Raw genomic sequence first — 26,288 nt, forward strand, 5'->3', positions numbered from 1 at the left:
CATGGCTTTACCTTTCCGCCGAAGGGGTTACTCGTAGCGGCCGACCAGGTGACCGACCCCGGCCCCACACGCTGACCTGGCGCTCCGCCCATGGCGACGTCGCCGCGGTGGACGAACAACGTGGTGGTGCCGAAGCGGGAGGTCACGTCCAGCCAGGCGGCGGGACGCGCAGCCGGTGTGGCCAGTGGCGCTAGCGCACCCAGCCGGTGTAGCGGCGGCCGCCCTTCGGCTCCTCACGCCATCCGGAACGGCGCGCTCCACTCTCGGGTTCGAGTGCGGCCGAGACCGCCCGGACGAGCCAGGCGTTGACGGAGAGCCCCTCACGACCGGCCGCCTCCTCGATGCGCGGCTTGAGCCGCTCGGGGACACGCAGCGAGATCCGCGACGTGCCGCCGTCCTCACCGTCCTGCGGCACCGCCACACCGGCATCCGAAGCCCCCCTGGCTCCTGGAGCGCCCGCTCCCCCTGGAGCTGCCGGGCCGCCCGAAGCCGTCCGCCGCCGGCCGCCCGCCACACCGGGCAACCCGTCAAAGCCGCCCTCACCCCCGTCCTCGAACGAGCGCTCCGTGGGCGGCGGCGTCACGACGAAGGAAGGGTCGCGCCCGCGCAGCCGTACATCGACCGAGCCCGGCGCGAGCTCCCGGGTGATCTCGTCGGCGGCGGCGGACAACGCCTCCAGCAGAACAAGCCGCGTCGCCGACTCCAGCGGCAAGGTGAGGCGCTCGGCGAGGGCGCGCGCGTCATCGCCACCCGCCTCGGCGGCGACCGCGAGTTCGCGGCGCAGATTGTCGACGTACGGCGCGAGATCCATGACATCACTATGACGCCATAAAGGCGCCATTGCAACCTTATCGCCCACCTGAAACGCTGTTCACCAGTGACGCCACCGCCCGTGAACGGCCGCCGATATCGCTCCAGCCGGATCGTGGCAGTACGAGACACGACCTCGCGACCGGCCGCGAATATAGTAGGACGGACGATCACGCGAGGAAGGCGGCACGACTGGTCGCTCGGACAGCGCGACGTGTCGCTCACGCCCCGGGCGTCGATCCCACCCGCGCGGCGATCATCCTGCCGTTATCCGGCGCCGGGATACCGTACCCAGATGGAAACCGTCACACTGGACCGCCTGGACCGCGCTCTGGCACACGCGCTCCAGATCGACGGCCGAGCGCCCTTCAGCAAGATCGGCGACGTGCTCGGCGTCTCCGAGAACACGGTCGCCCGCCGATACCGGCGACTGCGTTCGGCCGGGATACTCCGCGTCGTCGGCGTGGTCGACGGACTCCGGCTCGACCACGTCTCTTGGGCGATCCGGCTGCGCTGCACCCCCGACGCCGCGAGCGCGGTCGCCACCGCCCTGGCACGCCGCAACGACACCGCCTGGGTGAGCCTGCTCTCCGGCGGCACCGAGATCGCCTGCGGCACACTGGCCCGGACACCAGCCGAACGCGACGCGTTCCTGCTGGACAAACTTCCCCGCAGCCGGCAGGTGGTGGGCGTCACCGCGCACCGCATGCTGCACAGGTTCGCGGGCGGCCCGGCGGGCTGGGCGGGCCTGCGGGCACTGTCCACCGAGCAAGCAGCCGAACTCCTCGTCGATCCGGCCGTGCACAAGCAAACCTCCTCACCCAACGACGAAACCGTCCCGCTCGACGAAGCGGACCACGCGCTGCTGGAAACCCTCTCCAAAGACGGACGTACCACCCACACCGACCTGGCCGCGATCACCGGCTGGTCGGAGTCGACCGTACGGCGACGCATGGCACACCTACGGCAGACCGGAATCCTCTACTTCGACGTCGACATCCCGCCCGAACCGCTCGGCTTCCACGCCGAAGCCTGGCTGTGGATGTCGGTGAAGCCCGCCAAGCTCGCCGCCGTGGGCGAGGCCCTGGCCCAGCACCCGGAAGTCACGGTGGCCGCCGCCACCACGGGTCCGGCCAACCTCTTCGCGGGCGTCACCTGCCGCAACTCCCGCGACCTGTACCGGTACCTGACCGAGCGCATCGGATCATTGAAGGCCGTACGCCACGTGGAGACGGCCCCGCTGATCCGGACCGTCAAGCGAGCAGGCGCCATCCTGCCCGGCTTCCGCCAGGAGGGGCCCGGTCCCCGCCGGGAGAGGTCCGCCTTCCACCAGGAGGGATCCGACCTCCACTAAGAGGGGCCCGGCGCGATCTGACACCGCTCGCCGGATTCCGGCTGACTGCCCGCCCGCCATGCCGGAAACCACCACATCGCAGCACCTGGATCGCCTCCGCCCCGACCCGACGCCGACAGTTGCCGATGACCAGAAGGGAATCACCACCATGCATGTGATCGTCATCGGCGCCGGACTCGGCGGCCTTTGCCTGGCCCAACGGCTGCGCCGGCTCGGCATCAGCGTTTCCGTACACGAGCGCGACACGACACCGGTCTTCCGCCACCAGGGCTACCGCCTCCACATCAACGCCGACGGCCGGCGCGCCCTCGAACACGCCCTCCCACCACGGCTATGGCGACTCTTCCTGGCCACAACGGGGACACCCGGCCCCCGGTCGGTCTTCCTCGACGAACAACTCCAACCGCGATGGACGGCGGAGGCGGACTCCGGACCCGCGCCGCTGGCGGCCGACCGGCTGACCCTGCGTCAGATATTGCTGTCCGGGCTGGAAGACGTCGTCACCTTCGGCAAGACATGCACCGGCTTCGAAAACACCCCACCCGACGACACCACGACAAACCACACCGCCATCACCCCCAGCCACAGCACCACCGCCACGAACCACTCCGCCATCACGCCCAGCCACAGCACAGCAAACGGCCATGACACCGCCGCGCACGACCCCGTTGCCACCGCGAACAGCCGCATAACCGCCCACTTCGCCGACGGCAGCACCGTGACCGGCGACGTGCTGGTAGCCGCCGACGGCGTGAACTCCATCATCCGCCGTCAGCTCCTCCCCCACGCCCGCGTCATCGACACCGGCCTGCGCCAGCTCTACGGCAAGATCCCCCTGACCGCCCAGACCAGAACGCTGTTCAGCGACGACATGTTCAACGTCTTCACCGCGATCGTCGGCCCCGGCAGCGCCTTCGTCGGCGTGGCTCCAGTGGAGTTCCCGGAGCCGGTGGACCAGGCCGTCGCCCGGCACGCCCCCGACGTACGGCTCCGCGACGTACGGGACTACATGACCGTCAGCTTCGGAACCCGCCGCGAGCACCTCCCCCGCACCGACGACGAACTCCACCAGATGACCGGCGCCGAACTCCGCGCGATGGTGCTCACCCTGATCGACGGCTGGCATCCCCGCGTCCAGCGCATCGTGCGGGAGTGGGATCCAGCCAGCATCTTCCCCGCCGTCCTGCGTACCAGCGTCCCCACCGAGCCATGGCCCACCAGCGCCGTCACCCTGCTCGGTGACGCCATCCACGCGATGAGCCCGGCCGGCGGGGTGGGCGCCAACACCGCGCTGCGCGACGCGGTCACGCTGGCGGACGCACTGAACGAGGCATCACACGGACGCCCGCTGGTCGCGGCGCTGCGCGACTACGAAACCGCCATGACCGGCTACGGGTTCGCCGCAGTACGCGCCTCCGCCGACAACGGCCACCGCTTCCTCGGCCAAAACCCGCTCCCCACCGCGTAACCCCCCGGGCACCCGCCCCCGCGTGTCCAGTCGCTGCCCCATCGCCGACGGTCGTGCGCCGGATGCTAGTTTGACCGTTCGTGTCTGACTACCTACGTGATCTCTTCTCCCTGGCCGGCCGGCGAGCGCTGGTGACCGGCGGCAGTTCAGGGATCGGCTATGCCATGGCCGAGGCGATCGGCCGTGCCGGGGCCGAGGTGGTGATCGTGGCTCGCCGGGAGGCCGAGCTCGACAAGGCCGTGCACCAGTTGCGGCAGCACGGCGTGACGGCCTCGCGCATCAGTGCCGACCTCGGCGACCGCGCGGCCGTGGAGCGGGTCTGCGCCGGCGCCGGCCAGATCGACATCCTGGTGAACGACGCCGCCAACAACATCCGCAAGCCCATGGCCGAGCTCACCGACGACGACTATGAGCAGACCATCGCCGTCAACCTGACCGCGCCCTACCTGTTCGGCCAGCACTTCGGTCCGAGCATGGCCGAGCGGGGCTGGGGGCGGATCATCAACGTGGGCTCGCAGCAGACCGTCAGCGCGTTCGGCAACAGTGGTGTGTACGGTGCGGCCAAGGCCGGGATCGCCGGCCTCACCCGGTCGCAGGCCGAAGCCTGGTCAAGCCGGGGCGTATGCGTCAACACGATCATCCCCGGATTCGTGCTGACGCCGCTGACCGAGCCGGCCCAGGCCATCCCCGGCAGGGTCGAGGAGCTCGCCGCGCGCCACATGGTCGCCCGTAACGGGGTGCCTGACGATTTCGCCGGTGCCGCGGTGTTTCTGTCCGGTGACGCCTCCGCGTTTGTCACCGGACAGATGCTGTTTGTCGATGGTGGCTTTTTCGTACATTGAACCGGCCGAGCGCCTTTACTTTGTAGATCATTTGCGGCGGATGCGTCGTACCTCCGCGCCTTCGTGCCAGGTGTCGATGACCAGTTCGTCGCCTTCGACCCGGGTCCACACCACCTCGGACAGGTCGATCCTGAACAGGTGCGAGTCGGTGCTGGGCAGGCCCGCCTCGGCGAGCACCTTCGGATCGGTGACCTCCACCGCCCGGCCGGCCAGCTTCACGTCGCCGGCCCATGACGACGGATCCGCCTCATCAGGGTCGGGCGAGGTGGCGTGGATGGCCATGCGCGGATCTCGGCGCAGGTCGAGCGCTTTGACCGCGCCGGGCATGGACCCCATCCACAGTTCGCCGCCGTCCAGCCGCGACTCGGTGCCGCTCACCCGGGGAGAGCCGTCCTTGCGGAGCGTGGCCAGCACCTTGTGCTTGTGACGCTCCAGCACCCCTCGAGCGATCGCCGCCAGCTCGGGGGCCTGGATCTCGAACTCTTTCCACGACGTCATGCGAGCATCATGAACGACGGCACCGACAAAACCCGGCCGGGCGGTCAGCGGCCGTACGCCTCCAGCAGCCGCAGCCACACCTCGCTGACCGTGGGGAACGACGGCACCGCGTGCCACAGCCGCTCCAGCGGAACCTCGCCGACGACCGCGATCGTCGCGGCGTGCAGCAGTTCCGCGACGTCCGGACCCACGAGCGTGAAACCGACGACCACTTTCCGGTCCTCGTCGACGACCATGCGGGCCTGCCCCCGGTATCCGTCGGCGTGCAGGGCCCGTAACGCCGCCGCGCTGCGCAGCAACGCCTTGGTCGGCATGCAGGCCCAGTAGGAGCACTCCCCGCCGACGAGCTCGCGCTCGACGACGGCGGCGCTCAGCCCGCCCCGCACCACCCGGTCGGCGACGTTCTCCCCGACCGGCCCGGCCCCGATGACGACGACGTCGTACGTGTTGCCGTCCACGTCAGTTCCCCTTCGCGGCGCGGCCGAGGCGGAAGGCGGAGATGAGGAAGAAGATGCCGCCGGGGATGGCGTAGCCGGCCGCGTTGGCCAGCGTCGGGTCGGCCGCCGAGGCGCCGACGACGAACGACGCGCCGGCGAGTACGGAGATACCGCCGCTGATGATCATCGGCCACTGGCCGCCCATCGTGCGCCGGGTGACACCCACGATCAACTGGACCAGCCCGGCGACGACCGCCCAGGCGCCCCACACGCGCAGCACCGCCGGGATGCCGGACGCGCAGGCGACGGCCACCCCGATGGCGGTGATCAGGCTGACGGCGATGTTCACGTACAGCAGGGCAGGTGATCCGGTGGCGCGCGACGCGCGGGCGTCGATGACGGCGGCGGCCACGTCGAACAGCGGGTAGAGCACGAGCAGGGTGACCGCGAGCGGACCCAGGTTCGAGGCGGTCGTGAACATCGCGAGGGCCCAGACGATGGCGAAGGCGAACCGGGCGAAGTACAGCCGCCGCAGCGCGGACGCGGTCCCGGATATACCGGGCGACGCAGCGATAGTGCTCATGATGGTCCTTTCGGTGAATGAGTGGCGAGGGGATCGCTTCAGCGCTCCCCTCGGTGCGAGACCGAACGTTCTATCGCGGCACAGCATGGCAATCTCTGGCTCGGACGTCAAGACCGAACGTTCTATCCGCTAAGGTGGTGGCATGCCCACCCCATCCGGAGGCCGGCCGTCCGAAGCGCGGTCCCGGCTGCTCAGCACGGCCACCCGGCTCTTCTACGCGGAGGGCATCCACGCCGTCGGCATCGATCGCATCGTCGTGGAAGCGCAGGTGACGCGGGCCACCCTCTACCGGCACTTTCCCGGCAAGGAAGACCTTGTCCTCGCCTACCTGAACGAGGTCGACCGGGCCATGCGCGGCCAGGCGGACGAGGCCCTCACCGCCGGGCTACCGGCCGACGGCACCATCCGGGCCCTCAGCGAGTCCATCGCCCAAAGCATCCAGTCCCCCGGGTTCAGGGGATGCGCCTTCCTCAACGCCGCCGCCGAGTATCCCGACCCGGAGTCCCCGGTGCACAAGGCCGTGCTCGCCCACCGCCAATGGTTCCTGGAAACCGTCACGGAGCTGCTGGCCAAGATCCAGGAGATCGGTGCCGAGCCCGCCGCCCGCCACTTCGTGATGATGCGCGACGGCGCCATGGCCGCCGGCTGCCTGTTCGACCCGGCGCTGATCTGCGAGACGTTCCTGCGCGGAGTCGAGCGGCTCCTGAAGGTTTATGCCGCCACCGACTACAGCGAACCGGCGGGATCCTGAAACCGCGGGCCTCCGCTCAGGAATGAAGCGGCCGAGCCCCGCTCTCAGTCCCGGTCCGGCTCTTGGGACAGCTCGTGCGAGAGCTGCTCCAGCTCCGCTCCCCCCGCCATCAGCCCCGTCAGCTCCTCCCGGGTGATGTCCCCCTTGCCGTACTCCCCCAGGCTGGTCCCCCGGTTGAGCAGCAGGAACCGGTCCCCCACCGGATAGGCGTGGTGCGGGTTGTGCGTGATGAAGACCACGCCGAGGCCCCGGTCGCGGGCCCTGGCGATGTAGCGCAGGACGACGCCCGCCTGCTTGACGCCCAGCGCCGAGGTCGGCTCGTCGAGGATGAGCACCCGGGCGCCGAAGTGGACGGCCCTGGCGATCGCCACCGACTGCCGCTCGCCGCCGGACAGCGTGCCGACGGGCTGGTCGACGTCGCGGATGTCGATGCCCATGGCCCGCAGTTCCTCGCGGGCGACCCGCCGGGCCGTGGCGACGTCGAAGGCCAGGCCCTTGCGGGGTTCGGAGCCGAGGAAGAAGTTCCGCCAGACCGACATGAGGGGGATCATCGCCAGGTCCTGGTAGACGGTGGCGATGCCGCGGTCCAGCGCCTCGCGCGGGCTGCCGAAGCGCACCTCGGCGCCGTCGACGAGGAAGGAGCCGGTGTCGTGCTGGTGCACCCCGGCGAGGATCTTGATGAGCGTGGACTTGCCGGCGCCGTTGTCGCCCAGGACGCAGGTGACCTGGCCCGCCTCGACGCTCATCGACACCTCGCGCAGCGCCAGGACCGAGCCGAAGGTCTTGCCGATGTCGCGCGTCTGGATGATCAATGCTTCACCTCCTCGGCGTACCGCCGGACCAGGCGGTTGGCCAGCGTGGCCAGCAGGAGCATGGCGCCGAGGAAGAACTTGAACCAGTCGGCGTCCCAGCCCAGGAAGACGATGCCCTTGTCGGCCATGCCGAAGATGACCGCGCCGATGGCGGCGCCGATCGCCGAGCCGTACCCGCCCGTGAGCAGGCAGCCGCCGATCACGGCGGCGATGATGTAGATGAACTCCTGCCCGATGCCGATGTTGGCCTGCACGGAGGTGTAGCGCAGGGCCAGGATCGAGCCGACGAGCCAGGCGGCGACCGCGGTCGTCATGAACAGCGCGATCTTGGTGCGGGCGGCGGGCACGCCGACCGCGCGGGCGGCCTGCTCGTTGCCGCCGACCGCGAAGATCCAGTTACCCGCTCTGGAACGCATGAGCACCCAGGTCGCCGCGGCGGTGACCAGCACCCACCACAGGATCGCCACGCGAAAGGAGGTGCCGCCGATGTCGACGGTGCCCGCGAAGATCGTCCGGGCTGTCTCGTAGCCCGCCGCCCTGCGCAGGCCGCTGACCTGTACGGTGCCGGTCAGGGCCTTGGTGACGCCCAGGTTGATGCCCTGCAGCATGAGGAACGTGCCCAGCGTCACGATGAAGCTGGGCAGCCGCGTCCTGGTGACGACCAGCCCGTTGGCCAGTCCGATGAGCAGCGCGACGACCAGCCCGACGAGCATGGCCGTCCACACGTCGAAGCCGTAGCGGGTGGCGAGGGTGACCAGGATGAGCCCGGTCGTGCCGGTCAGCACGCCGGCCGACAGGTCGAACTCGCCGCCGATCATCAGCAGCGCGATCGCGACGGCCATGATGCCGAGCGTCGCGGCCGGGTCGAGCCAGTTCGCGATGCCCGCCGGCGAGCGGAACACCGGGGACTGGGCGGCGAAGAAGGCGAACACCGCGATCAGGCCGACGACCGCGCCCAGTTCCGGGCGGATCAGCAGCCGTCGGGCCAGGCCGACGCTGCCGATCCGTTCATCGGCGGGAACAGTGGTCACCGGGTGCCCGCTTCTGCCAGTTTCGCCACCTGCTCGGCGTTGTCCTTGGTCACGAAGCCGGGGCCGGTGTTGACGGGCAGGCCGCCGCCGACGGTGTTGAGGTTGTTCTTGTACAGGTAGAGGAAGACGATCGGCAGGTAGCCCTGCAGGTACTGCTGCTGGTCCACGGCGAACAGGATCTCCCCGTCCTTGATCGCGGCCACCACGTCGCCCGACAGGTCGAACGTGCCCAGCTTGGTCTGCGTCCCGGCGTCCTTGATGGCGTCGCGGGCGGCGACGGCGACCGCCGGGTTGAGCGTGAGCACGCCGTTGAGCTGCTTGTCGGACTGCAGCTTGGCGGTGACCTTGGAGGTCACGTCCGCCAGGTTGCTCACATCGACCTGCAGCCGCTCGACCGTGCCGCCAAGCGTGGCCTCGGCGCCCTTGCACCGCTGGTCGAGCCCGACATTGCCGGCCTCGTGGATGACGCACAGCAGCTTGGTGACGCCGGCCGCCTTGAGCTGCTCGCCCGCGCCGCGCCCGGCCACCTCCTCGGACTGCCCGACGTGGGTGATGGCGCCGAACGCCTTGGAGGAGTCGGCGCCGGAGTTGATCGTCACGACGGGGATCTTGGCGGCGACGGCCTTGCCGATGGCCTCCTTGAGGGCGTCGGGGTTGGCCATGGACACCACGACGCCGTCGACCTTCTCCGAAACCGCCTGGTCGATGAGCTGCGACTGCTTGGCCGGGTCGCCGTCGCCCTGGTAGGTGACCTTCACGGCGTACTGCTTGCCGGCGGCCACGGCGCCGTTCTTGACCACGTCCCAGAAGGAGTCTCCGGGTCCGGCGTGGGTGATGACGGCGAAGGTGCCGCCGCTCGCCGCGGCGGGCGCGGATCCTGCGGCGGGCGCGCTGCTCTGCGCGGCGGGTTGCGGCGCAGAGGAACAGCCGCTCAACGCCAGAGCGCCCAGCAACGCCACCACGATCGGGATTCGTCTCATCCGACACCTCCAAGACCAACGGGCTCGTCCCTGGTTCTACCCCAATGTCATCTGCTTGTATAGACATGCGGACCAATGGTGACAATCATGGTTTCGTCCTGATGTCAGGACATGATGGTCGCCACTCATCCCAGGGCGACGAGCCGGGGACGTCGAGCCGCGATCACCTTCGAGTCTACGCCGCCCACCTGGCCGAACCCTGGAGCGTAGAACGGAATCATTCGTTCCCGTATGCTGGGGGGATGACGACCTCAGCACCGATGAGCGGCCGGAAGGCGCAGGCCGCCCGCAACGACACGTTGATCCTCCAGGCGGCACGGGAGGTGTTCACCGCCGACCCGGGCGCTCCGATCGCGGCCGTGGCCGAGCGGGCGGGCGTCGGGATCAGCGCACTCTATCGCCGCTATCCCAGCAAGGAAGCCCTGTTGCAGAAGCTCTGCTTCGACGGGCTGATGCTGTACATCGCCGCCGCGGAGAAGGCGCTGGCCGACCAGGGCGACCCCTGGGACGCCTTCGCCACGTACATGCGGGAGATCGTCGAGGCCGACACCCATTCCCTGACGATCGCGCTGGCCGGGACGTTCCAGCCGACGGAGGAGCTGTACGAGGCCGCGGTGCGGGCCAGTGACCTGGCGACCCAGGTGCACGGCAAGGCGTCCACCGCCGGTGTGCTGCGGGAGGATGTCACGGTGTCGGACGTGGCGCTGCTGTTCGAGCAGCTGGCCTCGGTCAAGCTGGGCGAGCACGAGCGCACCGAGCAGCTGCGGCACCGCTACCTGGCGCTGCTGCTCGACTCGCTGCGGCGGCCACCGGCCCACCGGCCGCTGCCCGGCCCACCGCCGCGGGACGCCGAACTACGGGCCCGCTGGACGCCCGGCTCGGCCTGATCCCGCCTTCCAGCGGAAGCCTCAGTCCTCCCCCGCCTTCCAGTGGAACAGGTACGACATCACGAAGCCGAACAGCCCGGTGACCCCGGCCGCCACGGTCATCGCCATGCCGAGGTTCGACACGGCGCCGGAGACCAGCCCCGGGGTGCCGGCGACCAGGCCGACGGCCTGGATCAGCACCACCACGACGCCGAGGACGAGGAACGCGACGAGCCCGATCTTGAACAGCGCCATCGTCACGCGCTTGAGGGTGTCCATTGCGGATTCCTTTCTGGGAGATCAGGTCAGATCGGCAGCACGCCGGTCGCCACCAGCACGCCGAGGGCCAGGATCGGGATGACGAACCAGATGATGAGCCGGCCGAAGGTCCTGGCCGGGTCCACTCCGGCGATGCCGCTGGCGATGTAGATGGGGGCCGCGCCGGGCGGTGAGGCGCCCTCGGTGGAGGCGAAGATCATGATGGCGGTGGCCGCGGCCACGGGTGAGACTCCGGCCGCCGTCAGGGCGCTGAAGGCCACCCCGCCGACGGCGGCGATCGTCGCGCTCCCGGTCAGCGGCGCCGCGATGATCACGATCAGCAGCCCGACCAGCGTGGCGATGACGGCGACCGGCGCGTTCAGCCCCTTCATGATGGCGGTGAGCTGGTCGACCAGGCCGAGCTCGCCCAGGCTGGCCGCGGCCGCGAAGGCGAAGAACAGCGTCGCGCCGATCACGGCATAGCGCGGGGCCATGTCGCCCAGTAGCTCGTTCCAGGCCCGCCCGGTGCGTGGCAGCCGCTTCCAGGCCACGGCCAGCGTGGCCAGGATGGTCAGCACGGGGATCCAGACGACGATGCTGATGTCGTCCGCGGCCTCGCCGACGCGTGACTCCATCCACTTGATACCGAAATCGAGGGTCAGGACCACCGGTACGGCGATGCCCGCGTACACCAGCAGCGACGTCCACCCGGCGCGCAGGGCGGCCCGCAGCGGGATGAGGTCGGCGGCGTCGGTGGCCTCGATCCGGTGACGCCGTACCCAGACGAACACCACGACGAAGCGGTAGAGCACGGTCCACAGCCCGCCGACCAGCGCGGGCACGAACAGCTGGTCGGCCGTCAGCACGGGCGCCACGGCGGCCGAGCCGAGCAGCAGGAACATCGACGAGCTCGGCGGGATCGAGATGCCCAGCCCGGCGTTGCCCGCCACCAGCGCGGCGGCCAGGTCGGGCCGCCAGTTGGACCTGGTCATCCACGGGATCGTCACCGACCCCACCGAGGCGGCGATGCCGGACCCGGACCCGGCGGGGCCGCCGAGCAGCGCCGCGGCCGAGGTGGAGACGTACCCGGCGCCGCCGCGCAACCGCCCGAAGATCGAGTTGAGCACCGTCACCTGCTCCTGGATCAACCCCAGCTTGGTGAGCAGGTAGCCCATGAACACGAAGGCCAGGGCGGCGAAGACGACCTCCTCGGCCAGCGCGTCGGAGATGCCCGCCCAGGCCAGGCCGAGGAAGCCGGTACCGCCGAACAGGCACACCCCGAGGAAACCGATGAGCATGGCCTCACCGATGTTGCGTTTCAGGACGCCGTTCCAGACGACGATGATGGCGATATAGGCGACTAGCGCCCAGACGGCGATGCCCATGGCGAAATGGCCTCCGTTGGGGGTGGTGTCGAACAGTGAGCTGCGGCTTGTGGAGTCGGTGCTCGGGCATGGGAAAGCCGGCCGCGGCGAAAAGCGCGCGGGGACCCAGCCGCCGCGAAGTGGGAGGCCGGCCGCCGCGAAAGCGCGAGCCGGCCGCCGCGAGAGGTCAGTCCTCGGGCGCGAGCCGCTCGGCGAGGTCTAACGTACGGCGGGCCCTGGCGACGATCGGCGCGTCGACGAAGCGGCCGTCGGCCAGCGCGACGGCGCCCGTCCCGGTCCGCTCGGCCTGCTCGGCGGCCTGGACGATCTCGCCGGCCCGGTCCGTCTCCTCCCGCGTGGGAGTGAACGCCCGCCTGATCACCGGGATCTGGCGGGGATGGATCGCGGTCCTGCCGAACAGGCCCAGCGCGCGGCCCGCCCGGCAGGAGGCCGCCAGGCCGGCCTCGTTCTTGACGTCGGGGTAGACCGACATCGGCACGGGCGGCAGACCGGCGGCCGCGGCGGCGATGACCATCTGGAGCCGGAGGTGGTTCATGGCCGCCTCGTCGGTGATCGACAGCTCGGCCGCCAGGTCCTGCTCGCCGAGCGCGATGCCCACCACGCTCGGGTGGGCGGCGATGGCGTGGACGGCGACGATCCCGGCCGCGGACTCCAGCAGCGCGTACGCCCTGACGCCCAGCCCGTCCAGGACGCCGGCCGACTCGACCTTGGGCAGCCGGACCGCGCCGAGCCCCGGCAGGCCGGCCAGCGCGTCGAGGTCGTCCCGCCCGCGCCCGCCCGCCAGGTCGTTGACCCTGACGTGCACCTCGACGGACCCGGTACGAGCACGGCTCGCCAGGTAGGCCGCGGCGTTGGCCCTGGCCTCGTCCTTGCGGGCGGGCGCGACCGCGTCCTCCAGGTCGATGATCACCACGTCCGCCCCGGAGGCGACGGCCTTGTCGAACCGCTCGGGCCGGTCACCGGGGACGTACAGCCAGGTCACGGGGGTGCTCACGCGATCACCCCGTCCTCGCGCAGCCGGGCTATCTCCACGGGACCGTAGGCGAGCTCGCCGAGCACCTGGTCGGTGTCCTGGCCGAGGGGCCGCCCCGGCCAGGAGACCGCGCCGGGTGTGTCGGACAGGCGGAACAGCACGTTCTGCATGGTCACCGTGCCCAGCTCCTCGTCCGGCACCTCGATGAAGGTGTCGAGGGCGGCGTACTGCGGGTCCTTGGCGATGTCGGAGACGTCGTAGATGGGGGCGACCGCCGCCTGGGCCTCCTTGAAGCGGGCGATGACCTCGTCGGCGTCGCGTTCGGCGATCCAGGAGGCGACGGCCTCGTCGAGTTCGTCGACGTGCTGGACGCGTCCCTGGCCGCTGGCGAACCAGGGCTGCTCGACCAGGTCGGGCCGCCCGACCAGGGTGACGACGCGTTCGGCGATGGGCTGGGCGCTGGTGGAGATGGCCAGCCAGCGGCCGTCGCGGGTGCGGTAGGTGTTGCGCGGCGCGTTGCTGCTGGAGCGGTTGCCGGTGCGCTGAGGTACGACGCCGAGCGCCTTGTACGCGCTCATCTGCGGGCCGAGGATGCCCAGGATCGGCTCGATGATGGCCATGTCGACGACCTGGCCGCGCCCGGTCTGCTCGCGGGCGCGCAGCGCGACCATGATCGCGTACGACATGGCCAGCCCGGCGATGCCGTCGGCCAGGGCCAGGGGCGGCAGGGTGGGCGGGCCGTCCGGCTGGCCGGTCATGGCCGCGAACCCGCTCATCGCCTCGGCCAGCGTGCCGAAACCGGGCTGACCCGACATCGGGCCGAACTGCCCGAAGCCGGTCATCCGCGCCACGATCAGGCGGGGGTTGATGTCCATGAGGTCGGCGGGGGCCAGGCCCCAGCGCTCCAGGGTGCCAGGGCGGAAGTTCTCGACCAGCACATCGGAGCGTTCGACCAGGCGGCGCAGGATCTCCTGCCCCTCGGCGCGCGACAGGTCGACGGCGGCGGCGCGCTTGTTGCGCGACAGCGTCTTCCACCACAGGCCCACCCCGTCGACCGAGGCTCCGTGCCCGCGGGAGGGGTCGCCGCGGCGGGGGTGCTCGATCTTGATCACGTCGGCGCCGAAGTCGCCGAGCATCATCGCGGTGGATGGCCCGGCGAACAACGTCGCGGCGTCGATGACCCGCAGGTCGGCGAGGCTCGTCATAACGATGTAACTTATAAGAAATATGTCATAGGTCAATACGCTTCTCAGATTGCGGGACACTGATGGTCATGCCGACCAGCGAGCCGCGTCCTCCCATGAGCAAGGCCGAATACGTCTACAGCGTGCTGCTCGAGGAGATCCGTACGGCCAGGATCCCCGGTGGCACCGCCCTGCGCGCCGGGGCGGTGGCCCGCAGGCTCGGCGTCTCGGTCACGCCCGTCCGCGAGGCGCTGCGCAGGCTGGAGAAGGACCGGCTGATCAGCTACGAGGCCCACCACGGCGCGACCGTGGTCGACCTGGGCGACGACGCGCTGGAGGAGTACTACGGCCTGCGGGCGGTCGTCGAGGGCCTGGGCGCCCGGCTGGCCGCCACCCGGATCACCGCCGCCGACCTGGCCGGGCTGCGCGAGCTGCACGCCTCGATGATCCTTGACGCCGAGGAGGGCCGGCACGAGCGGCTGGGCGAGCAGAGCAGGCATTTCCACCTGCGCATCGCCGACATCGGCGGCCCGGCCTTCCTCGGTCAGCACGCCAGGGCGGTCCGCGACAGCTTCCCGGTGCCCGCCGGGGCGTCGCTGTGGCTCGACGACGAGCAGGTCAAGCTGCAACTCGACGCGCACGAGGGCATCCTGGCCGCGCTCGCCGCCGCCGACGGCGCCGCGGCCGAGCACATCATGATCGAGCACGTACGCCTGGCCGGCGACTACCGCAAGGGTCACTGACCGCCCTCGGCCGTTCAGCTGGCGCCAGGCCCCACGGTGAGGGTCCCGCGGACCTCGTCCAGCACGTCGGGGGTATGGTCCACGCGGAAGGCCGACAGCGACAATCGGGCGAACGCCCGCCGGTAGTCCTCCGCCTGCCGCCGGTCCTCGACCAGCACCGGCCCGTGCAGCAGGTGCAGCATGTCGGGCCTGTCACGCTCGGGGAAGCGCAGCAGGGTGAACGGCGCGCCGCGATAGAGGTAGCCGGTGTCGGCGCTGGGCCGGGCGATCTGCAGGGCGATGGTGGGCTGCTTGGGGTGCCGTTAACCGACGTGTCACCGGCCGCCAAACCTCGAAGCGGGAGCGGGAGGTCACCGACGCCCTGGTCGATCTGCTGATCGCCACGGTGCACCGGGTGGGCGCCCGCGCCGAGCGCAAGGTCACTGAGGAGCTCATCAACGCCTTCAAGCGGGTGTCGGGCAAGGAGAACCTCTTGTTCACCATTGCCGACGCCTCTCTGGCGGCGCCGGACGGCACGGTGCGCGAGGTGGTCTTCCCCGCGGTGCGGGGCGGTGAGCAGACGCTGCGCGAGCTGGTGCACGAGTTCAAGACCAAGGGTCCGGTCTACCGGCGCACCGTGCAGACCACATTGAAGGCCTCCTACACCAACCACTACCGGCGGGGTCTGATCCAGCTGCTGGAGGTGCTGGAGTTCCGGTCCAACAACACCGCTCACCAGACCGTGATCGACGCGCTCACGCTGGTCAAGCGCTACGCCAAGGCGGGCAACACCACCTACTACCCGCTCGGCGAGACAACGCCCGAGCACAAGGGCACCCTCAAGGACTGGGCCGACCTTGTCTATCGCACCGACACCCGCGGCCGACGCCGCGTGGCGCGCATGGTGTACGAGGTGGCCACCTTCCAAACCTTGCGTGAGCAGCTGCGCTGCAAGGAGATCTGGGTCGTCGGCGCCGACCGGTGGCGCAACCCGGACGAGGACCTGCCGACCGACTTCGAGTCCCGCCGTGTCGAGCACTACCGCGAGCTGCGCAAGCCCCTGGACCCGACCGAGTTCTGCGACAGCCTGCGCGAGGAGATGGAGATGACAGCCCTGTGTCTTAGGATCTTGCAGGCCTCGCTCGTCATGGTGAACGTCCTGATGCTTCAAGACGTTCTCGCCGAACCCGAGTGGGCCGCCCTGCTCACCCCGGTCCACGATCTACAAGTACGCCCTCGAGCCCGACGGTCCTGCGGCCATTGAGATCCCGCTCACACGGGCCGAGCTGGAAGCGCCTGGTGGGTGATGATTGAGCGGTCCCGCTCTGGCCGCCCGGCCATCAGCCGGGGATCTCGGTCGACTCGGCGTCGTTGGTCGACGCGTCCTCGTTGATGTCGTCGTTGGTCGCGGCCCAGCCGGCCAGCAGGTTCAGGGCGTCCTGCGAGGATGACGCGGGCTCGGCCGTGTAGGTGAGGAGGAACTGGCTGGGGTCGGCGCCCAGGGGGAAGGTCTCGAACGGCAGGTCGAGATCGCCGACGACCGGGTGGTGGAGGAGCTTCACGCCGGTGGTGTGGATCCGGACGTTGTGGGCCGCCCAGCGGCGACGGAAGTCCTCGCTGCGGGTGGACAGTTCCCCGATCAGGTCTGTCAGCCGCCGGTCGTAGAGATCGCGGCCGGCCTCGGCGCGCAGCATGGCGACCGTGTCGCCTGCGACCTTGTCCCAGTCGCGGAAGAACTCGGTCGCGCGCGGGTCGAGGAAGACGAACCTGGCGTTGTTGGGCGGCCGCACCGGGTCGGCGTAGACGGGGGAGAACAGGGCGCGCCCCAGGGGGTTGGCGGCCAGGATGTCCCCGCGTCCGTTGAGGACGAACGCGGGCGTGGTGCCGGTCATTGAGTCCAGGACGCGCTGCACCGCGGGCCGGACGCGCTGCTGGGCCGGTCGGCGGCGCGGCGGACGGGTCGTGCCGGCACCGCGCAGGAGGTCGAGCAGGTGGATTCGCTCGGCCTCGTCGAGTCGCAGCGCTTGCGCGATGCCCTCGATGACGCTCTCGGAGACGCCGGTGGCGTCGCCGCGCTCCATCCGGGTGTAGTACTCGCTGGAGATGCCCGCGAGCAGGGCCACCTCCTCGCGGCGCAGCCCGGTGACCCGCCGGCGCTCTCCGCCGTAGGCGGGCAGTCCGGCCTGTTCGGGGGTGACCTTGGCCCGTCGCGTGCCCAGGAATTCCCGGATCTCCGCACGCAAATCACCACGAATGTCGCGATTGGTGCCGTTAGGGGTGTTCCTGCCTGCCATGTGCTCCACTCTACGAGCGCTTCCCTCTGCCAGGGGGTCCCTCTCAGTGACCCCCTCATCAGGGACTCCCACACTCCCGTGACAACGGGTTTCGTTGATGGTGCACCGCTTTACGGCGATGTGAACGGGCTGGATACGGCGGGCGCTCGTGCTGCCGGTCACCAGCCCTTCCGCGGCGCCGTCGGCGCCGTGATCATGAAGTCAGAGGACATCCCCATGGCAACGAAACTGACTGGCACCATCGCTCTCGTCACTGGCGCGAGCAGCGGTATCGGCGAGGCCACCGCCCGCCAACTCGCCGAGCACGGTGCGGCCGTCGCCCTCGTGGCTCGCCGCAAGGACCGTCTGGACGGGCTCGCCGCCGAGATCGAGAAGGCCGGCGGCACCGCACTGGTGGTGGAGGCCGACATCACCGACCGCACCCAGGCCGAGGCGGCCGTCGAGCAGACCGTCGAGCGCTTCGGCCGGCTGGACACTCTGGTGAACAATGCCGGCCTGATGCTGCTGGGCCCCGTCGTCGGCGCGGACGCCGAGGAGTGGGAGCGCATGATCGCCGTCAATGTCCAGGGCCTGCTCTACACCACCCGCGCCGCCCTCCCGCACCTGCTCAAGGCCGCCGAGGACGGGCCGCGCCGGGTCGCCGACATCGTCAACATCAGCTCCGTCGCCGGCCGCGTCGCCTGGAACGACTACGGCGTCTACAACCTCACCAAATTCGGCGTGAACGGCTTCACCGAATCCCTGCGCCAGGAAGTCACCCAGCGGCACGTCCGCGTCGGCGTCCTCGAACCGGGTGGTGTGAACACCGAACTTGGCTCGCACGACAAGCCCGAGATCCAGGACGCGATCATCAATCCCTTCGTGGAGACGACCGAGATCCTCGCCCCCGAGGACATCGCTGACAGCGTCGCCTACATGGTCACGCGGCCCCGCCACGCCTCCATCGGCGAGCTGTGGATCATGCCCACCGAGCAAGCCTGACGCCGTCCGGCCCGCCCGATTCTCCCCCGTCCACCGCCCGGCCGGCCGCCGGAACGGACACCACACATCACCACCGCACACACCAGGTGCCGGATCACGGCACCTGAAAGACATTAGGAAAACCCATGAGCAAGGTCATTCTCGTCACCGGCGCCGGACGCGGTCTCGGCACGGACATCGCCCGCGAGGCCCTCGGCGCCGGCCACCAGGTCGTCGCCACCGGCCGCCGCCCCGAACAGGTCGAGAAGACCCTGGGAGGACCGCAGGACAACCTGCTGGCCGCCAAGCTCGACGTCGCCAGCCTGACGGACGCCCAGGCCGCCACACAGGCCGCCGTCGACCGCTTTGGCCGCATCGACGTCCTGATCAACAACGCTGGGAACCTCTTCACCGGCTACTTCGAGGAGATCTCTCCCGCGCAGATGCGCCAGCAGTTCGAGACCAACCTCTTCGGCCCGATGAACGTCACCCGCGCCGTCCTGCCCCTCATGCGCCGGCAGCGCGCCGGCCACGTCATCACCATCACCTCGACCGCCGGACTGGTCGGCATGGAATTCACCTCCGCCTACGCCGCCTCCAAGTTCGCAGAAGAGGGCTGGATGGAGTCCCTTCGCTACGACGTCGAGCCGTACAACATCCACACCACGGTCGTGGAACCCGGCTACTTCCGCACCGAACTCCTCACAGACGGCTCCACCACCTGGCCCGAGCTGTCCATCGACGACTACACGCCGCGCACCGCCCCGCGGATCGAGGGCATGAAGAGCATGAACGGCCGGCAGCCCGGCGATCCCGCCAAGCTCGCCCGCGCCCTGCTCACCATCGCCGGCCAGGACAAGCCCCTGCAGCGCTTCGTCGCCGGCGCGGACGCCATCGAGGCCGTCGAGGCGAAGGCCCGGGAACTCCTGGCCCAGGCCGGGGCCTCACGCGAGCTGGGCGGAAACCTGGCCTACGACGACACCCACGCCTGAGCAACACGCCCCACACGCCGGCCGAGGCGCAGGCCCCCGCCGGGTGTACCTACGGCAGGTGACCCGCTACCTGGACAACGACACCTGCGCCGGCAGCGCATGGACCACCGAAGCATGGTCCACCAGCTGGTGGCGCACCGCACTGCTCATGGCACTCACAGGCCATGATCACCGACTGGATCTGACGACCGCTACGACAAGGACTACCTGATGAAGCACGTATCACTGGGCGGGCTTGATGTCTCCCGCATCGGTCTGGGAGCCATGACCATGGCCGGCGTCTACACCACGGGCGGGGGGCTCGATGACGCCGAGTCGATCCGCACCATCCACCGGGCGCTGGACCTCGGGATCACCCACATCGACACCGCCGAGATCTACGGCCCCTTCCACAGCGAGGAAATCGTCGGCAAGGCCATCAAGGGCCGGCGCGACGACGTCGTCGTGGCGACGAAGTTCGGCCTGGTCTCCCACTCCGGCGGCGGCCCCGGCGTGATCGACAGCAGCGCCGACAACGTGAAGGCCGCGGTCGAAGGCTCGCTCAAGCGGCTCGGCATCGACCACATCGACCTCTACTACCAGCACCGCGTCGACCCGAACACGCCCATCGAGGAGACCGTCGGCGCGCTGGCCGAGCTGGTCGCCGAAGGCAAGGTGCGCCACATCGGACTGTCGGAGGCCGGCCCCGAGACGATCCGCCGGGCACACACCGTGCATCCGGTGGCCGCGCTCCAGACGGAATACTCTCTCTGGACGCGCGACGTCGAGGCCGAGATCCTCCCGTTGCTGCGCGAGCTCGGCATCGGGTTCGTGCCTTACTCCCCGCTCGGCCACGGCCTGCTGACCGGGCAGATCCGCACCGTCGAAGACTTCGCCGATGACGACTGGCGCAAGACCAACCCGCGGTTCACCGGCGAGAACTTCCAGCGCAACCTGCGCATCGTCGACGAAGTGCAGGCCATCGGCGCCGAGATCGGAGCCACCCCGGCACAGACCGCGCTGGCGTGGCTGCTGACCCGCGGCGACGACATCGCCCCGATCCCCGGAACCCGGCGGGTCTCGCGCGTCGAGGAGAACACCGCCGCCGATGGCATCGAACTCAGCGCCGCTCAGCTCGACCGTTTGAACAACCTCACGCCGGCCGCGGGCGAGCGCCATGACGAGGCGAACATGGCCAGCATCGACCGGTGACCGTCGGCGCCACTGCACTGTCTTGAAGGCTGAGGTCACAAACCCCAGCTGCGGTTGCAGGGCTACGCTCCCGCACACTTGAGGCTTCGATTGATCCACGGCCCACAGAACAGAAACCCCATCCATACCGACGCATGCATGGCGTGTACTCGTAAGGACTGCGCCGCCGCCTGGGCCACGCCTCCACCGAGACGACCCGGTTGTATGCGCTGCTGGACGGCAAGGTCGCCGACGTCGAGATCCCTGCGGCCCGACGCCGCCGCGACCGTGTGTTTTAGCTGATAAACCAGCTCAGAGGCCCTTTGGCGCCTGGTAGCACGTTCGTTAACGGCACCCCTGCTTGGCGGCCGAGACCAGCGCGTCCAGCTGCTCCAGCCGGTCACCGGACCGGGTCAGCGGCGGATCGGTGAGCGCCGCGCGGTCGAGCACCGCCCACAGGTGCGGGCCGCCGGACCTGTGGAGCAACTCCTGTCTGCGCCTGACGAGGTCGGCGCCGTCGTCGATCTGCTCGGGCGTGGCACCCGGGTGGTGGGCGGCGCGGACCGCGGCCTCGGCGTAGGCGCGGGTCTGCAGCAGCGCGGGGACGTACCTCAGATGCATACGTGGCGCCGTCCGCCCCTGCCCGGAGGGTTGCGCGTGACCGTCGGGTGATGCACGACAGCCACCCTAAGCGATCACCTTCTCTAAGCGATCACCTTCTCTAAGCGATCACCTTCTCTAAGCGATCACCTTCTCTAAGCGATCACCTTCTCTAAGCGATCACCTTCCTGAACGCACATCTACGAGCCCTCCCAGGGCGTCACCTCGGCGAGGGCGGAGCCGCGCAGGTCGAAGCCGCCCACGTGGGCCAGGTAGTCGCCTTCCTCCAGCGGGTCGCCGACGTAGACGCCCCCCGCCTGCCGTACCAGCAGGGCGCCCGCCGCCACGTCCCACGGGTGGGAGCGGGTGCCGTAGGCGACGTCGGCCCACCCGGCGGCGACGTGCGCGAGCTTGAGCGCGGCGCTGCCCGGCCGGCGCACAGCGGAGAAGGACTCCAGGAAGCGGCCGTAGCGGTGCAGCGCCCGCTCCCCGTCGAGCGCCAGGTCCATTGGCGTGGGGTAGCTGGACAGCAGCATCGCCTCCCTGTCCTGGGTCGCCCCCTTGCTGCGGATCGGGGTGCCGTTGCACCAGGCGCCCAGCGTGGAGGCGGTGAACTCGTCCTCACGCACCGGGTCGTACACGACGCCCGCCACCAGCTCACCCGCCACCGCGGCGGCGATGGAGACGCAGAAGAACGGCAGGCCGGCCGCGAAGTTGGCGGTGCCGTCGATCGGGTCGACGTACCAGCGCAGCTCGCCCGAGCCGGTGACGCCGCCTTCCTCCCCCACGATGGCGCTGCCGGGCCAGCGGGCGGTGATGACGGCGCGGATCGTCTCCTCCGCCGCCCGGTCATGCTCGGTGACCGGGTCGTGGAAGTCGCGCTTGGTGGCGACCGGCGGCCTCGACCTGAAGGCCTCGCGCAGCCTCGGCCCGACCGCCCTGGCCGCCTCCGAGGCGGTGTCGAGCAACTGTGTCGCGTCCATGTCTCCTCCAACGGCACTTCACGCTCATCAGCACGGTCATGCCCAATTCCGGGCGTTCGACGTACTTCGCCAATTATGTCAAGACAGCAGATTGTCATGACCTACTGCCTATCCGCGAGATTTGTCAGGACATTCTGACCTGGGTTAATCTGATCAGCATGACCGCGAACCTGGCGATCGACCTGGATCGCTCCAGCCCCGTGCCGCTCTACTTCCAGGTGGCCGAGCAGATCGCCGAGGCGATCCGGCGAGGCGATCTGGCGCCCGGCTCCCGGCTGGACAACGAGATCCTGCTCGCCGACAAGCTGGGCCTGTCGAGGCCCACGATCCGCCAGGCCATCCAGTATCTGGTGGACAAGGGCCTGCTGGTCCGCAAGCGCGGTGTCGGCACCCAGGTGGTGCACGGGCAGGTCAAGCGCTCGGTCGAGCTCACCAGCCTCTACGACGACCTGCGCCGCTCGGGGCAGGAACCGGCGACCCAGGTCCTGGCTCTGGAGCCCCGGCCGGTGAGCGAGGAGATCGCCGCCGTCCTCGGCGTCGAGCCCGGCGCCGACGTGCTCTACCTCGAACGGCTCCGCTTCGCCGCCGGCGAGCCGCTGGCCGTGCTGCACAACTGGCTGCCGCTGGGCCTGGCCCAGCTGACGGCGGGCGACCTGGAGGGCCGCGGCCTGTACGAGCTGCTGCGCGGCGCGGGCGTGCGGATGCGGGTGGCCAACCAGCGCATCGGCGCCCGCGCGGCGAACCAGGCCGAGGCCAAACTGCTGGACGAGCGGCGCGGCGCCCCGCTCCTGACCATGCTCCGCACCACCTACGACGACCAGGGCCGGGCCGTCGAGCACGGCTCACATGTCTACCGGGCCTCGCTCTACTCCCTCGAGGTCACCCTCATCGAGCGCTGAGGCCGCGCGCCGCTTGACGAACCAGGTGGTGGCGATGCCGCCCAGCACCGCCACCACGAGCCCCACCCACGAGAAGCCCTTCAGCCACTTCTCGGCGACCATGCCGAGATAGAAGATCACCGCGGTGGTGCCGCCCGCCCAGACGATCCCGCCGAGCACGTTGGCGACCAGGAACCTCCAGTACGGCATGCGCAACGCCCCCGCCAGCGGCCCGGCCAGGATGCGCAGCAGCGCGATGAAGCGCCCGACGAACACGGCCCACACCCCGAACCGGTCGAAGTAGTGCTCGGCCTTGCCGATGTGACGCGGCCCGAAGTGCTTGGGGAAGCGCCGTCCGAGCCGCTCGAACAGCGGCTTGCCGCCCTTGCGGCCGATGGCGTAGCCGATGGAGTCGCCGACGATCGCCCCCGCGCTCGCGCAGACGCCCACCCACACGGGGCTGACGACGCCCTTGGCGGACAGGAGCGCGGCGCTGACCAGCACGATCTCGCCGGGCAGCGGGATGCCGAGGCTCTCGACCCCGATCACCAGGCCGACCAGGGCACACAGCCACGCGGGCGGGATGGCCTGCAGCAGTTCGTCGATGTGCACGCAGCAACCCTAGCCCGGCGGGCCGCCATAGGCGGACGTCCATCTTCAGGCGGTGGCCTGGTCGAGGAGTTCGAGCAGGTGGTGGTACGGCTCGCCGGTGGCGCGGGTCAGGCCGAGCTCGCAGGTGCGGTTGACCGAGGCGTGCGCGGCGAAGTCGCCGACCCGTACGGCGGCGGCTTCGGCGTGGGTGGCCGAGGCGGTGAGCTCCGGGTGGAGCAGGCCGCGGTCGCCGGCGAAGGCACAGCACTGCCACCCCTCAGGGACGACCACCCGCTCGGCGACCGCTTCGGCGATGCGGGTGATGGCGGCGTCCAAGCCGAGCCGGGCGGAGGAGCAGGTGGGATGCAGGGCCAGGGAGGGGCGGCGGCGGTGCACGGTCAGGCGGGGCAGGAGGTGCTCGGCGGTGTAGGCGACCGCGTCGAGCACCTGGAGGGCCTGTTCCAGGGAGTCGGTCAGGCGGTGGAAGCCCTCGGTGCAGGAGGCGGCGTCGCTGACGACCGGGATCCCGCCTTCGCCGGTGGCGTCGAGGAGGGTGTCGCGGACGCGGCGGGCCATGACGTCGTGGCCGTCGGTGTAGCCCTTGGACGACCAGGGGGTGCCGCAGCACAGGCCGCCGATCCCCGCCGGGACGTGCAGCCGCACGCCCGCGCGCGCGGCCAGGCGGGTGAACGCGTCCATCACGCCGGGGCCGCCGTCGGCGGGGGCGAACAAGGTGTTCAGGCAGGACGGGATGTACACCGCGTCCGCGTTCTCCACGGGATCCGGCCGGCGGCGCTTTCCGCCCCTCGGCAGGTCGCGGGTCCAGCGCGGAACGGCCTCGGGGCCGGCGACGGCGCGGGCGGCGCGGCCGGCCGCCTCCGGCAGACGGGGCGGGACGGCCTTGGCCGTGTCCAGCGCCAGGTCGAGCGCGCCGGTCACCCCGCTCCAGTGCTTGGCGGCGGCCTTCCAGCCCTGCTGGGCCAGGCGGCCGTGACGCTCGCCGCGCAGGCGCTTGGTCAGGTCACCGGTGTTGATCAGGACCGGGCAGGCGGTGGCGCACATGCCGTCCACGGCGCAGGTGTCCACGGCGTCGTAGCCGTACTCCTCCTCCAGCCGGCGGGCGAGCTCGTGGTCGCCGGCGGCGTGGGCGGCGGCCAGCTCGCGGCGCAGCACGATGCGCTGGCGCGGGGTGGTCGTCAGGTCACGGCTGGGGCAGACCGGCTCGCAGTAGCCGCACTCCACGCACCGGTCCACCTCGGGCTCGACGGTGACGACGGCCTTGAGGTCACGCAGGTGCGCGTCGTCGCGGTCGGTCAGGACGACGCCGGGGTTGAGCGCGCCGGCCGGGTCGCACAGGCGCTTGACCTCGCGCATCACCTCATACAGCTCATCGCCGTACTGGCGGCGCACGAACGGCGCCATGACGCGGCCGGTGCCGTGCTCGGCCTTGAGCGTGCCGCCCCGGGCCAGGACGGCCCGCACCATGTCCTCGGTGAAGTCGGCGTAGCGCTCCAGGTCGGTGTCGAAGCGCTCGTTGAGCATGAAGTGCAGGTTGCCGTCCTTGGCGTGGCCGAAGATGACGCTGCGCTCGTAGCGGTGCTCGGAGAACAGGGCGATCAGCTCGTCGCACAGGTCGGCCAGGGCGGGCACCGGAACGGCGACGTCCTCCAGCAGGGCGGTGGTGCCGCTGGGGCGGGCGCCGGCGACGGAGGCGTACAGACCTTTGCGGATATGCCACAACGCGGCCCGGCCGCCCGCCTGCCTGCTCAGCCGGGCCGGGGCCGACAGCGCCAGCTGCGCGAACAGCTCCTCGGCCGTCCGTTCTCGTTCGGCCAGCAGATCCGGGCCCGATTCCTGCCATTCGATCAGCAGGGCGGCGTGCTCGGCGACGGCGAGCGCGCGCAGCACGTCGTCGGCCTTGGGGTCGGTCTGGGCGACGCGCAGGGATTCGGCGTCCAGCAGTTCGACGGCGGCGGGCGAGGCGGCGACCAGGCCGGGCATCGCGGCCATGGCCTGGCGCAGGGTGGGGAAGACGAGCAGGCCGGTGGCGGCCAGCCGGTGGGCGGGGACGGTGCGCAGCACCGCCTCGGCGACGAAGCCCAGGGTGCCTTCGCTGCCGATGACCAGGTGGGCCAGGATCTGCGCGGGCGATGAGTGGTCGAGGAAGCTGTTGAGGCCGTAGCCCATGGTGTTCTTCAGCGAGAACTGGGCGGTGATGCGGCGCACCGAGTCGGGGTCGGCGCGTACGCGATCGCGCAGCCGTTCCAGGCCCTCGGCGAGCGCGGGCTCCAGGGCGCGCAGCCGCTCGTCGGCGTCGGGGGCGCCGGTGTCGATGACGGTGCCGCTGGGCAGCACCAGCGTCATCGACTCCAGGGTCTGGTAGGCGTTGGCGTGCGTGCCGCAGGTCATGCCGCTGGAGTTGTTGGCCACGACGCCGCCGATCGTGCACGCCGACTCACTGGCCGGGTCCGGGCCGAGCTTGCGGCCGTACGGCGCGAGGCGGGCGTTGACCTGCCGCAGCACCGCGCCCGGCTGCACCCGCACCCGCGCCCCGCCGTCCAGCACCTCGATGCCGCGGAAATGCCGCCGGGTGTCCACCAGGAGGTGTTCACTGACCCCTTGCCCGCTCAGGCTGGTGCCGCCGGAACGGAAGGTGAGCGGCAGGCCCGTACGCAGCAGCGCCGCCACCTGCTCCGCGCTCTCGGGCACCAGCACCGCCTGCGGCGTGAGCAGGTAGTGCGAGGCGTCGTGCGCCATGCCGAGCCGGTCGCTGGCCCTGGTGCGGGCGATGCCGGGGACGGCTGCCTCCACCGCCGCCAGTACGGCGGGATCGGGGAGGGGCATTGTGCTGCTCACGCGTGCTTCT

The 26,288-nt window shown here is 70.5% G+C and carries 28 protein-coding genes; 11 read left to right on the plus strand and 17 right to left on the minus strand.

What is annotated here, in order from left to right; all coding sequences use genetic code 11:
* Positions 1-190: 190 nt before the first annotated feature.
* Positions 191-811, minus strand: a complete 621-nt coding sequence (locus AB0B61_RS47575; protein WP_358447415.1) for a hypothetical protein — start codon at positions 809-811, stop codon at positions 191-193.
* 294 nt (positions 812-1,105) lie between these two features.
* Between AB0B61_RS47575 and AB0B61_RS47580 the strand changes: the two genes are divergently transcribed.
* The 3 genes from AB0B61_RS47580 (at position 1,106) to AB0B61_RS47590 (ending at position 4,474) form a co-directional block, all read left to right on the plus strand.
* Complete coding sequence (locus AB0B61_RS47580; RefSeq protein WP_358447416.1) at positions 1,106-2,164, plus strand: Lrp/AsnC family transcriptional regulator; 1,059 nt, start codon at positions 1,106-1,108, stop codon at positions 2,162-2,164.
* Positions 2,165-2,312: 148 nt separating this feature from the next.
* Positions 2,313-3,632, plus strand: a complete 1,320-nt coding sequence (locus AB0B61_RS47585; protein WP_358447417.1) for an NAD(P)/FAD-dependent oxidoreductase — start codon at positions 2,313-2,315, stop codon at positions 3,630-3,632.
* Positions 3,633-3,763: 131 nt separating this feature from the next.
* Positions 3,764-4,474 (plus strand): SDR family oxidoreductase, encoded by a 711-nt coding sequence (locus AB0B61_RS47590; protein WP_358447419.1) that lies wholly within the window; start codon positions 3,764-3,766, stop codon positions 4,472-4,474.
* Positions 4,475-4,501: 27 nt separating this feature from the next.
* Here AB0B61_RS47590 and AB0B61_RS47595 read toward each other — a convergent pair whose 3' ends face one another.
* From AB0B61_RS47595 to AB0B61_RS47605, 3 genes are read right to left on the minus strand one after another with little or no spacing between them, the layout of a single operon-like run.
* Positions 4,502-4,972: a pyridoxamine 5'-phosphate oxidase family protein gene (locus AB0B61_RS47595; RefSeq protein ID WP_358447421.1), complete on the minus strand. Its 471-nt coding sequence runs from the start codon at positions 4,970-4,972 to the stop codon at positions 4,502-4,504.
* Between the two features lie 44 nt (positions 4,973-5,016).
* Positions 5,017-5,430, minus strand: coding sequence for an FAD-dependent oxidoreductase (locus tag AB0B61_RS47600; RefSeq protein ID WP_358447422.1), 414 nt, complete (start codon positions 5,428-5,430; stop codon positions 5,017-5,019).
* Between the two features lies 1 nt (position 5,431).
* Positions 5,432-5,992 carry a hypothetical protein gene (locus AB0B61_RS47605; protein WP_358447424.1) on the minus strand — a complete coding sequence of 187 codons (561 nt, stop codon included), beginning with the start codon at positions 5,990-5,992 and terminating at the stop codon, positions 5,432-5,434.
* Positions 5,993-6,134: 142 nt separating this feature from the next.
* Here AB0B61_RS47605 and AB0B61_RS47610 point away from each other — a divergent pair, with 142 nt between their 5' ends.
* Positions 6,135-6,743, plus strand: a complete 609-nt coding sequence (locus tag AB0B61_RS47610; protein WP_358447425.1) for a TetR/AcrR family transcriptional regulator — start codon at positions 6,135-6,137, stop codon at positions 6,741-6,743.
* Between the two features lie 44 nt (positions 6,744-6,787).
* On the opposite strand, the gene AB0B61_RS47615 is transcribed toward AB0B61_RS47610, so the two are convergent.
* From AB0B61_RS47615 to AB0B61_RS47625, 3 genes are read right to left on the minus strand one after another with little or no spacing between them, the layout of a single operon-like run.
* Positions 6,788-7,555, minus strand: a complete 768-nt coding sequence (locus AB0B61_RS47615) for an ATP-binding cassette domain-containing protein (protein ID WP_358447426.1) — start codon at positions 7,553-7,555, stop codon at positions 6,788-6,790.
* Positions 7,552-8,586, minus strand: a complete 1,035-nt coding sequence (locus tag AB0B61_RS47620; RefSeq protein ID WP_358447428.1) for an ABC transporter permease — start codon at positions 8,584-8,586, stop codon at positions 7,552-7,554. The genes AB0B61_RS47615 and AB0B61_RS47620 overlap by 4 nt, the downstream gene beginning before the upstream one ends.
* Positions 8,583-9,566 (minus strand): sugar ABC transporter substrate-binding protein, encoded by a 984-nt coding sequence (locus AB0B61_RS47625; RefSeq protein WP_358447429.1) that lies wholly within the window; start codon positions 9,564-9,566, stop codon positions 8,583-8,585. The genes AB0B61_RS47620 and AB0B61_RS47625 overlap by 4 nt, the downstream gene beginning before the upstream one ends.
* A gap of 242 nt (positions 9,567-9,808) precedes the next feature.
* Here AB0B61_RS47625 and AB0B61_RS47630 point away from each other — a divergent pair, with 242 nt between their 5' ends.
* Complete coding sequence (locus tag AB0B61_RS47630) at positions 9,809-10,453, plus strand: helix-turn-helix domain-containing protein (RefSeq protein WP_358447431.1); 645 nt, start codon at positions 9,809-9,811, stop codon at positions 10,451-10,453.
* Between the two features lie 21 nt (positions 10,454-10,474).
* Here AB0B61_RS47630 and AB0B61_RS47635 read toward each other — a convergent pair whose 3' ends face one another.
* The 4 genes from AB0B61_RS47635 to AB0B61_RS47650 form a co-directional block, all read right to left on the minus strand.
* On the minus strand, positions 10,475-10,711 hold the full coding sequence (locus AB0B61_RS47635) for a hypothetical protein (protein ID WP_358447433.1): 237 nt from the start codon (positions 10,709-10,711) through the stop codon (positions 10,475-10,477).
* Positions 10,712-10,737: 26 nt separating this feature from the next.
* Positions 10,738-12,075 carry a TRAP transporter large permease subunit gene (locus tag AB0B61_RS47640; protein ID WP_358447435.1) on the minus strand — a complete coding sequence of 446 codons (1,338 nt, stop codon included), beginning with the start codon at positions 12,073-12,075 and terminating at the stop codon, positions 10,738-10,740.
* 166 nt (positions 12,076-12,241) lie between these two features.
* Positions 12,242-13,069 (minus strand): CoA ester lyase, encoded by an 828-nt coding sequence (locus AB0B61_RS47645; RefSeq protein WP_358447436.1) that lies wholly within the window; start codon positions 13,067-13,069, stop codon positions 12,242-12,244.
* Positions 13,066-14,253, minus strand: coding sequence for a CoA transferase (locus AB0B61_RS47650; protein ID WP_358447438.1), 1,188 nt, complete (start codon positions 14,251-14,253; stop codon positions 13,066-13,068). Before AB0B61_RS47650 ends, AB0B61_RS47645 begins: the two co-directional genes overlap by 4 nt.
* A 68-nt stretch (positions 14,254-14,321) precedes the next feature.
* Between AB0B61_RS47650 and AB0B61_RS47655 the strand changes: the two genes are divergently transcribed.
* The gene (locus AB0B61_RS47655) at positions 14,322-14,975 is read left to right on the plus strand and encodes a GntR family transcriptional regulator (protein WP_358447440.1); all 654 of its coding nucleotides are present in this window, start codon (positions 14,322-14,324) and stop codon (positions 14,973-14,975) included.
* 14 nt (positions 14,976-14,989) lie between these two features.
* Here the strand turns inward: AB0B61_RS47655 and AB0B61_RS47660 are convergent, their stop codons facing one another.
* On the minus strand, positions 14,990-15,256 hold the full coding sequence (locus AB0B61_RS47660; RefSeq protein ID WP_358447520.1) for a Scr1 family TA system antitoxin-like transcriptional regulator: 267 nt from the start codon (positions 15,254-15,256) through the stop codon (positions 14,990-14,992).
* A 113-nt stretch (positions 15,257-15,369) separates the two neighbouring features.
* On the opposite strand from AB0B61_RS47660, the gene AB0B61_RS47665 reads away from it, so the two are divergent.
* Positions 15,370-16,218 (plus strand): hypothetical protein, encoded by an 849-nt coding sequence (locus tag AB0B61_RS47665; RefSeq protein ID WP_358447442.1) that lies wholly within the window; start codon positions 15,370-15,372, stop codon positions 16,216-16,218.
* A gap of 76 nt (positions 16,219-16,294) precedes the next feature.
* Here AB0B61_RS47665 and AB0B61_RS47670 read toward each other — a convergent pair whose 3' ends face one another.
* The gene (locus AB0B61_RS47670) at positions 16,295-17,248 is read right to left on the minus strand and encodes a helix-turn-helix transcriptional regulator (RefSeq protein WP_358447444.1); all 954 of its coding nucleotides are present in this window, start codon (positions 17,246-17,248) and stop codon (positions 16,295-16,297) included.
* 78 nt (positions 17,249-17,326) lie between these two features.
* On the opposite strand from AB0B61_RS47670, the gene AB0B61_RS47675 reads away from it, so the two are divergent.
* From AB0B61_RS47675 to AB0B61_RS47685, 3 genes are all read left to right on the plus strand, one after another.
* The gene (locus AB0B61_RS47675; protein WP_358447446.1) at positions 17,327-18,229 is read left to right on the plus strand and encodes an SDR family NAD(P)-dependent oxidoreductase; all 903 of its coding nucleotides are present in this window, start codon (positions 17,327-17,329) and stop codon (positions 18,227-18,229) included.
* 125 nt (positions 18,230-18,354) lie between these two features.
* Positions 18,355-19,200: an SDR family oxidoreductase gene (locus AB0B61_RS47680; RefSeq protein ID WP_358447447.1), complete on the plus strand. Its 846-nt coding sequence runs from the start codon at positions 18,355-18,357 to the stop codon at positions 19,198-19,200.
* A gap of 210 nt (positions 19,201-19,410) precedes the next feature.
* Positions 19,411-20,391, plus strand: coding sequence for an aldo/keto reductase (locus tag AB0B61_RS47685; protein ID WP_358447449.1), 981 nt, complete (start codon positions 19,411-19,413; stop codon positions 20,389-20,391).
* 324 nt (positions 20,392-20,715) lie between these two features.
* Here AB0B61_RS47685 and AB0B61_RS47690 read toward each other — a convergent pair whose 3' ends face one another.
* Positions 20,716-20,991, minus strand: coding sequence for a Scr1 family TA system antitoxin-like transcriptional regulator (locus tag AB0B61_RS47690; RefSeq protein WP_358447451.1), 276 nt, complete (start codon positions 20,989-20,991; stop codon positions 20,716-20,718).
* A 179-nt stretch (positions 20,992-21,170) separates the two neighbouring features.
* Positions 21,171-21,953, minus strand: coding sequence for an inositol monophosphatase family protein (locus AB0B61_RS47695; RefSeq protein ID WP_358447453.1), 783 nt, complete (start codon positions 21,951-21,953; stop codon positions 21,171-21,173).
* 158 nt (positions 21,954-22,111) lie between these two features.
* Here AB0B61_RS47695 and AB0B61_RS47700 point away from each other — a divergent pair, with 158 nt between their 5' ends.
* Complete coding sequence (locus tag AB0B61_RS47700) at positions 22,112-22,852, plus strand: GntR family transcriptional regulator (RefSeq protein ID WP_358447454.1); 741 nt, start codon at positions 22,112-22,114, stop codon at positions 22,850-22,852.
* Here AB0B61_RS47700 and AB0B61_RS47705 read toward each other — a convergent pair.
* Both AB0B61_RS47705 and AB0B61_RS47710 read right to left on the minus strand, forming a co-directional pair.
* Entirely contained in the window at positions 22,796-23,443 is a 648-nt protein-coding gene (locus AB0B61_RS47705) for a DedA family protein (protein WP_358447456.1), read from the minus strand. The two genes, AB0B61_RS47700 and AB0B61_RS47705, sit on opposite strands and share 57 nt — an antisense overlap.
* Positions 23,444-23,488: 45 nt before the next feature.
* Complete coding sequence (locus AB0B61_RS47710; RefSeq protein ID WP_358447458.1) at positions 23,489-26,278, minus strand: FAD-binding and (Fe-S)-binding domain-containing protein; 2,790 nt, start codon at positions 26,276-26,278, stop codon at positions 23,489-23,491.
* Between the last annotated feature and the right edge of the window lie 10 nt (positions 26,279-26,288).

Source organism: Nonomuraea sp. NPDC049158, assembly GCF_040648335.1.
Classification (GTDB): Bacteria; Actinomycetota; Actinomycetes; order Streptosporangiales; family Streptosporangiaceae; genus Nonomuraea.

Bases quoted from the DNA above. Each gene is read 5' to 3' on its own strand.
- AB0B61_RS47655 (WP_358447440.1), top strand. From the start codon at position 14,322: ATGCCGACCAGCGAGCCGCGTCCTCCCATGAGCAAGGCCGAATACGTC.
- AB0B61_RS47595 (WP_358447421.1), bottom strand. From the start codon at position 4,972: ATGACGTCGTGGAAAGAGTTCGAGATCCAGGCCCCCGAGCTGGCGGCG.
- AB0B61_RS47625 (WP_358447429.1), bottom strand. From the start codon at position 9,566: ATGAGACGAATCCCGATCGTGGTGGCGTTGCTGGGCGCTCTGGCGTTG.
- AB0B61_RS47585 (WP_358447417.1), top strand. From the start codon at position 2,313: ATGCATGTGATCGTCATCGGCGCCGGACTCGGCGGCCTTTGCCTGGCC.
- AB0B61_RS47700 (WP_358447454.1), top strand. From the start codon at position 22,112: ATGACCGCGAACCTGGCGATCGACCTGGATCGCTCCAGCCCCGTGCCG.
- AB0B61_RS47690 (WP_358447451.1), bottom strand. From the start codon at position 20,991: ATGCATCTGAGGTACGTCCCCGCGCTGCTGCAGACCCGCGCCTACGCC.
- AB0B61_RS47605 (WP_358447424.1), bottom strand. From the start codon at position 5,992: ATGAGCACTATCGCTGCGTCGCCCGGTATATCCGGGACCGCGTCCGCG.
- AB0B61_RS47685 (WP_358447449.1), top strand. From the start codon at position 19,411: ATGAAGCACGTATCACTGGGCGGGCTTGATGTCTCCCGCATCGGTCTG.
- AB0B61_RS47670 (WP_358447444.1), bottom strand. From the start codon at position 17,248: ATGGCAGGCAGGAACACCCCTAACGGCACCAATCGCGACATTCGTGGT.
- AB0B61_RS47640 (WP_358447435.1), bottom strand. From the start codon at position 12,075: ATGGGCATCGCCGTCTGGGCGCTAGTCGCCTATATCGCCATCATCGTC.
- AB0B61_RS47635 (WP_358447433.1), bottom strand. From the start codon at position 10,711: ATGGACACCCTCAAGCGCGTGACGATGGCGCTGTTCAAGATCGGGCTC.
- AB0B61_RS47630 (WP_358447431.1), top strand. From the start codon at position 9,809: ATGACGACCTCAGCACCGATGAGCGGCCGGAAGGCGCAGGCCGCCCGC.
- AB0B61_RS47680 (WP_358447447.1), top strand. From the start codon at position 18,355: ATGAGCAAGGTCATTCTCGTCACCGGCGCCGGACGCGGTCTCGGCACG.
- AB0B61_RS47610 (WP_358447425.1), top strand. From the start codon at position 6,135: ATGCCCACCCCATCCGGAGGCCGGCCGTCCGAAGCGCGGTCCCGGCTG.
- AB0B61_RS47650 (WP_358447438.1), bottom strand. From the start codon at position 14,253: ATGACGAGCCTCGCCGACCTGCGGGTCATCGACGCCGCGACGTTGTTC.
- AB0B61_RS47695 (WP_358447453.1), bottom strand. From the start codon at position 21,953: ATGGACGCGACACAGTTGCTCGACACCGCCTCGGAGGCGGCCAGGGCG.
- AB0B61_RS47580 (WP_358447416.1), top strand. From the start codon at position 1,106: ATGGAAACCGTCACACTGGACCGCCTGGACCGCGCTCTGGCACACGCG.
- AB0B61_RS47575 (WP_358447415.1), bottom strand. From the start codon at position 811: ATGGATCTCGCGCCGTACGTCGACAATCTGCGCCGCGAACTCGCGGTC.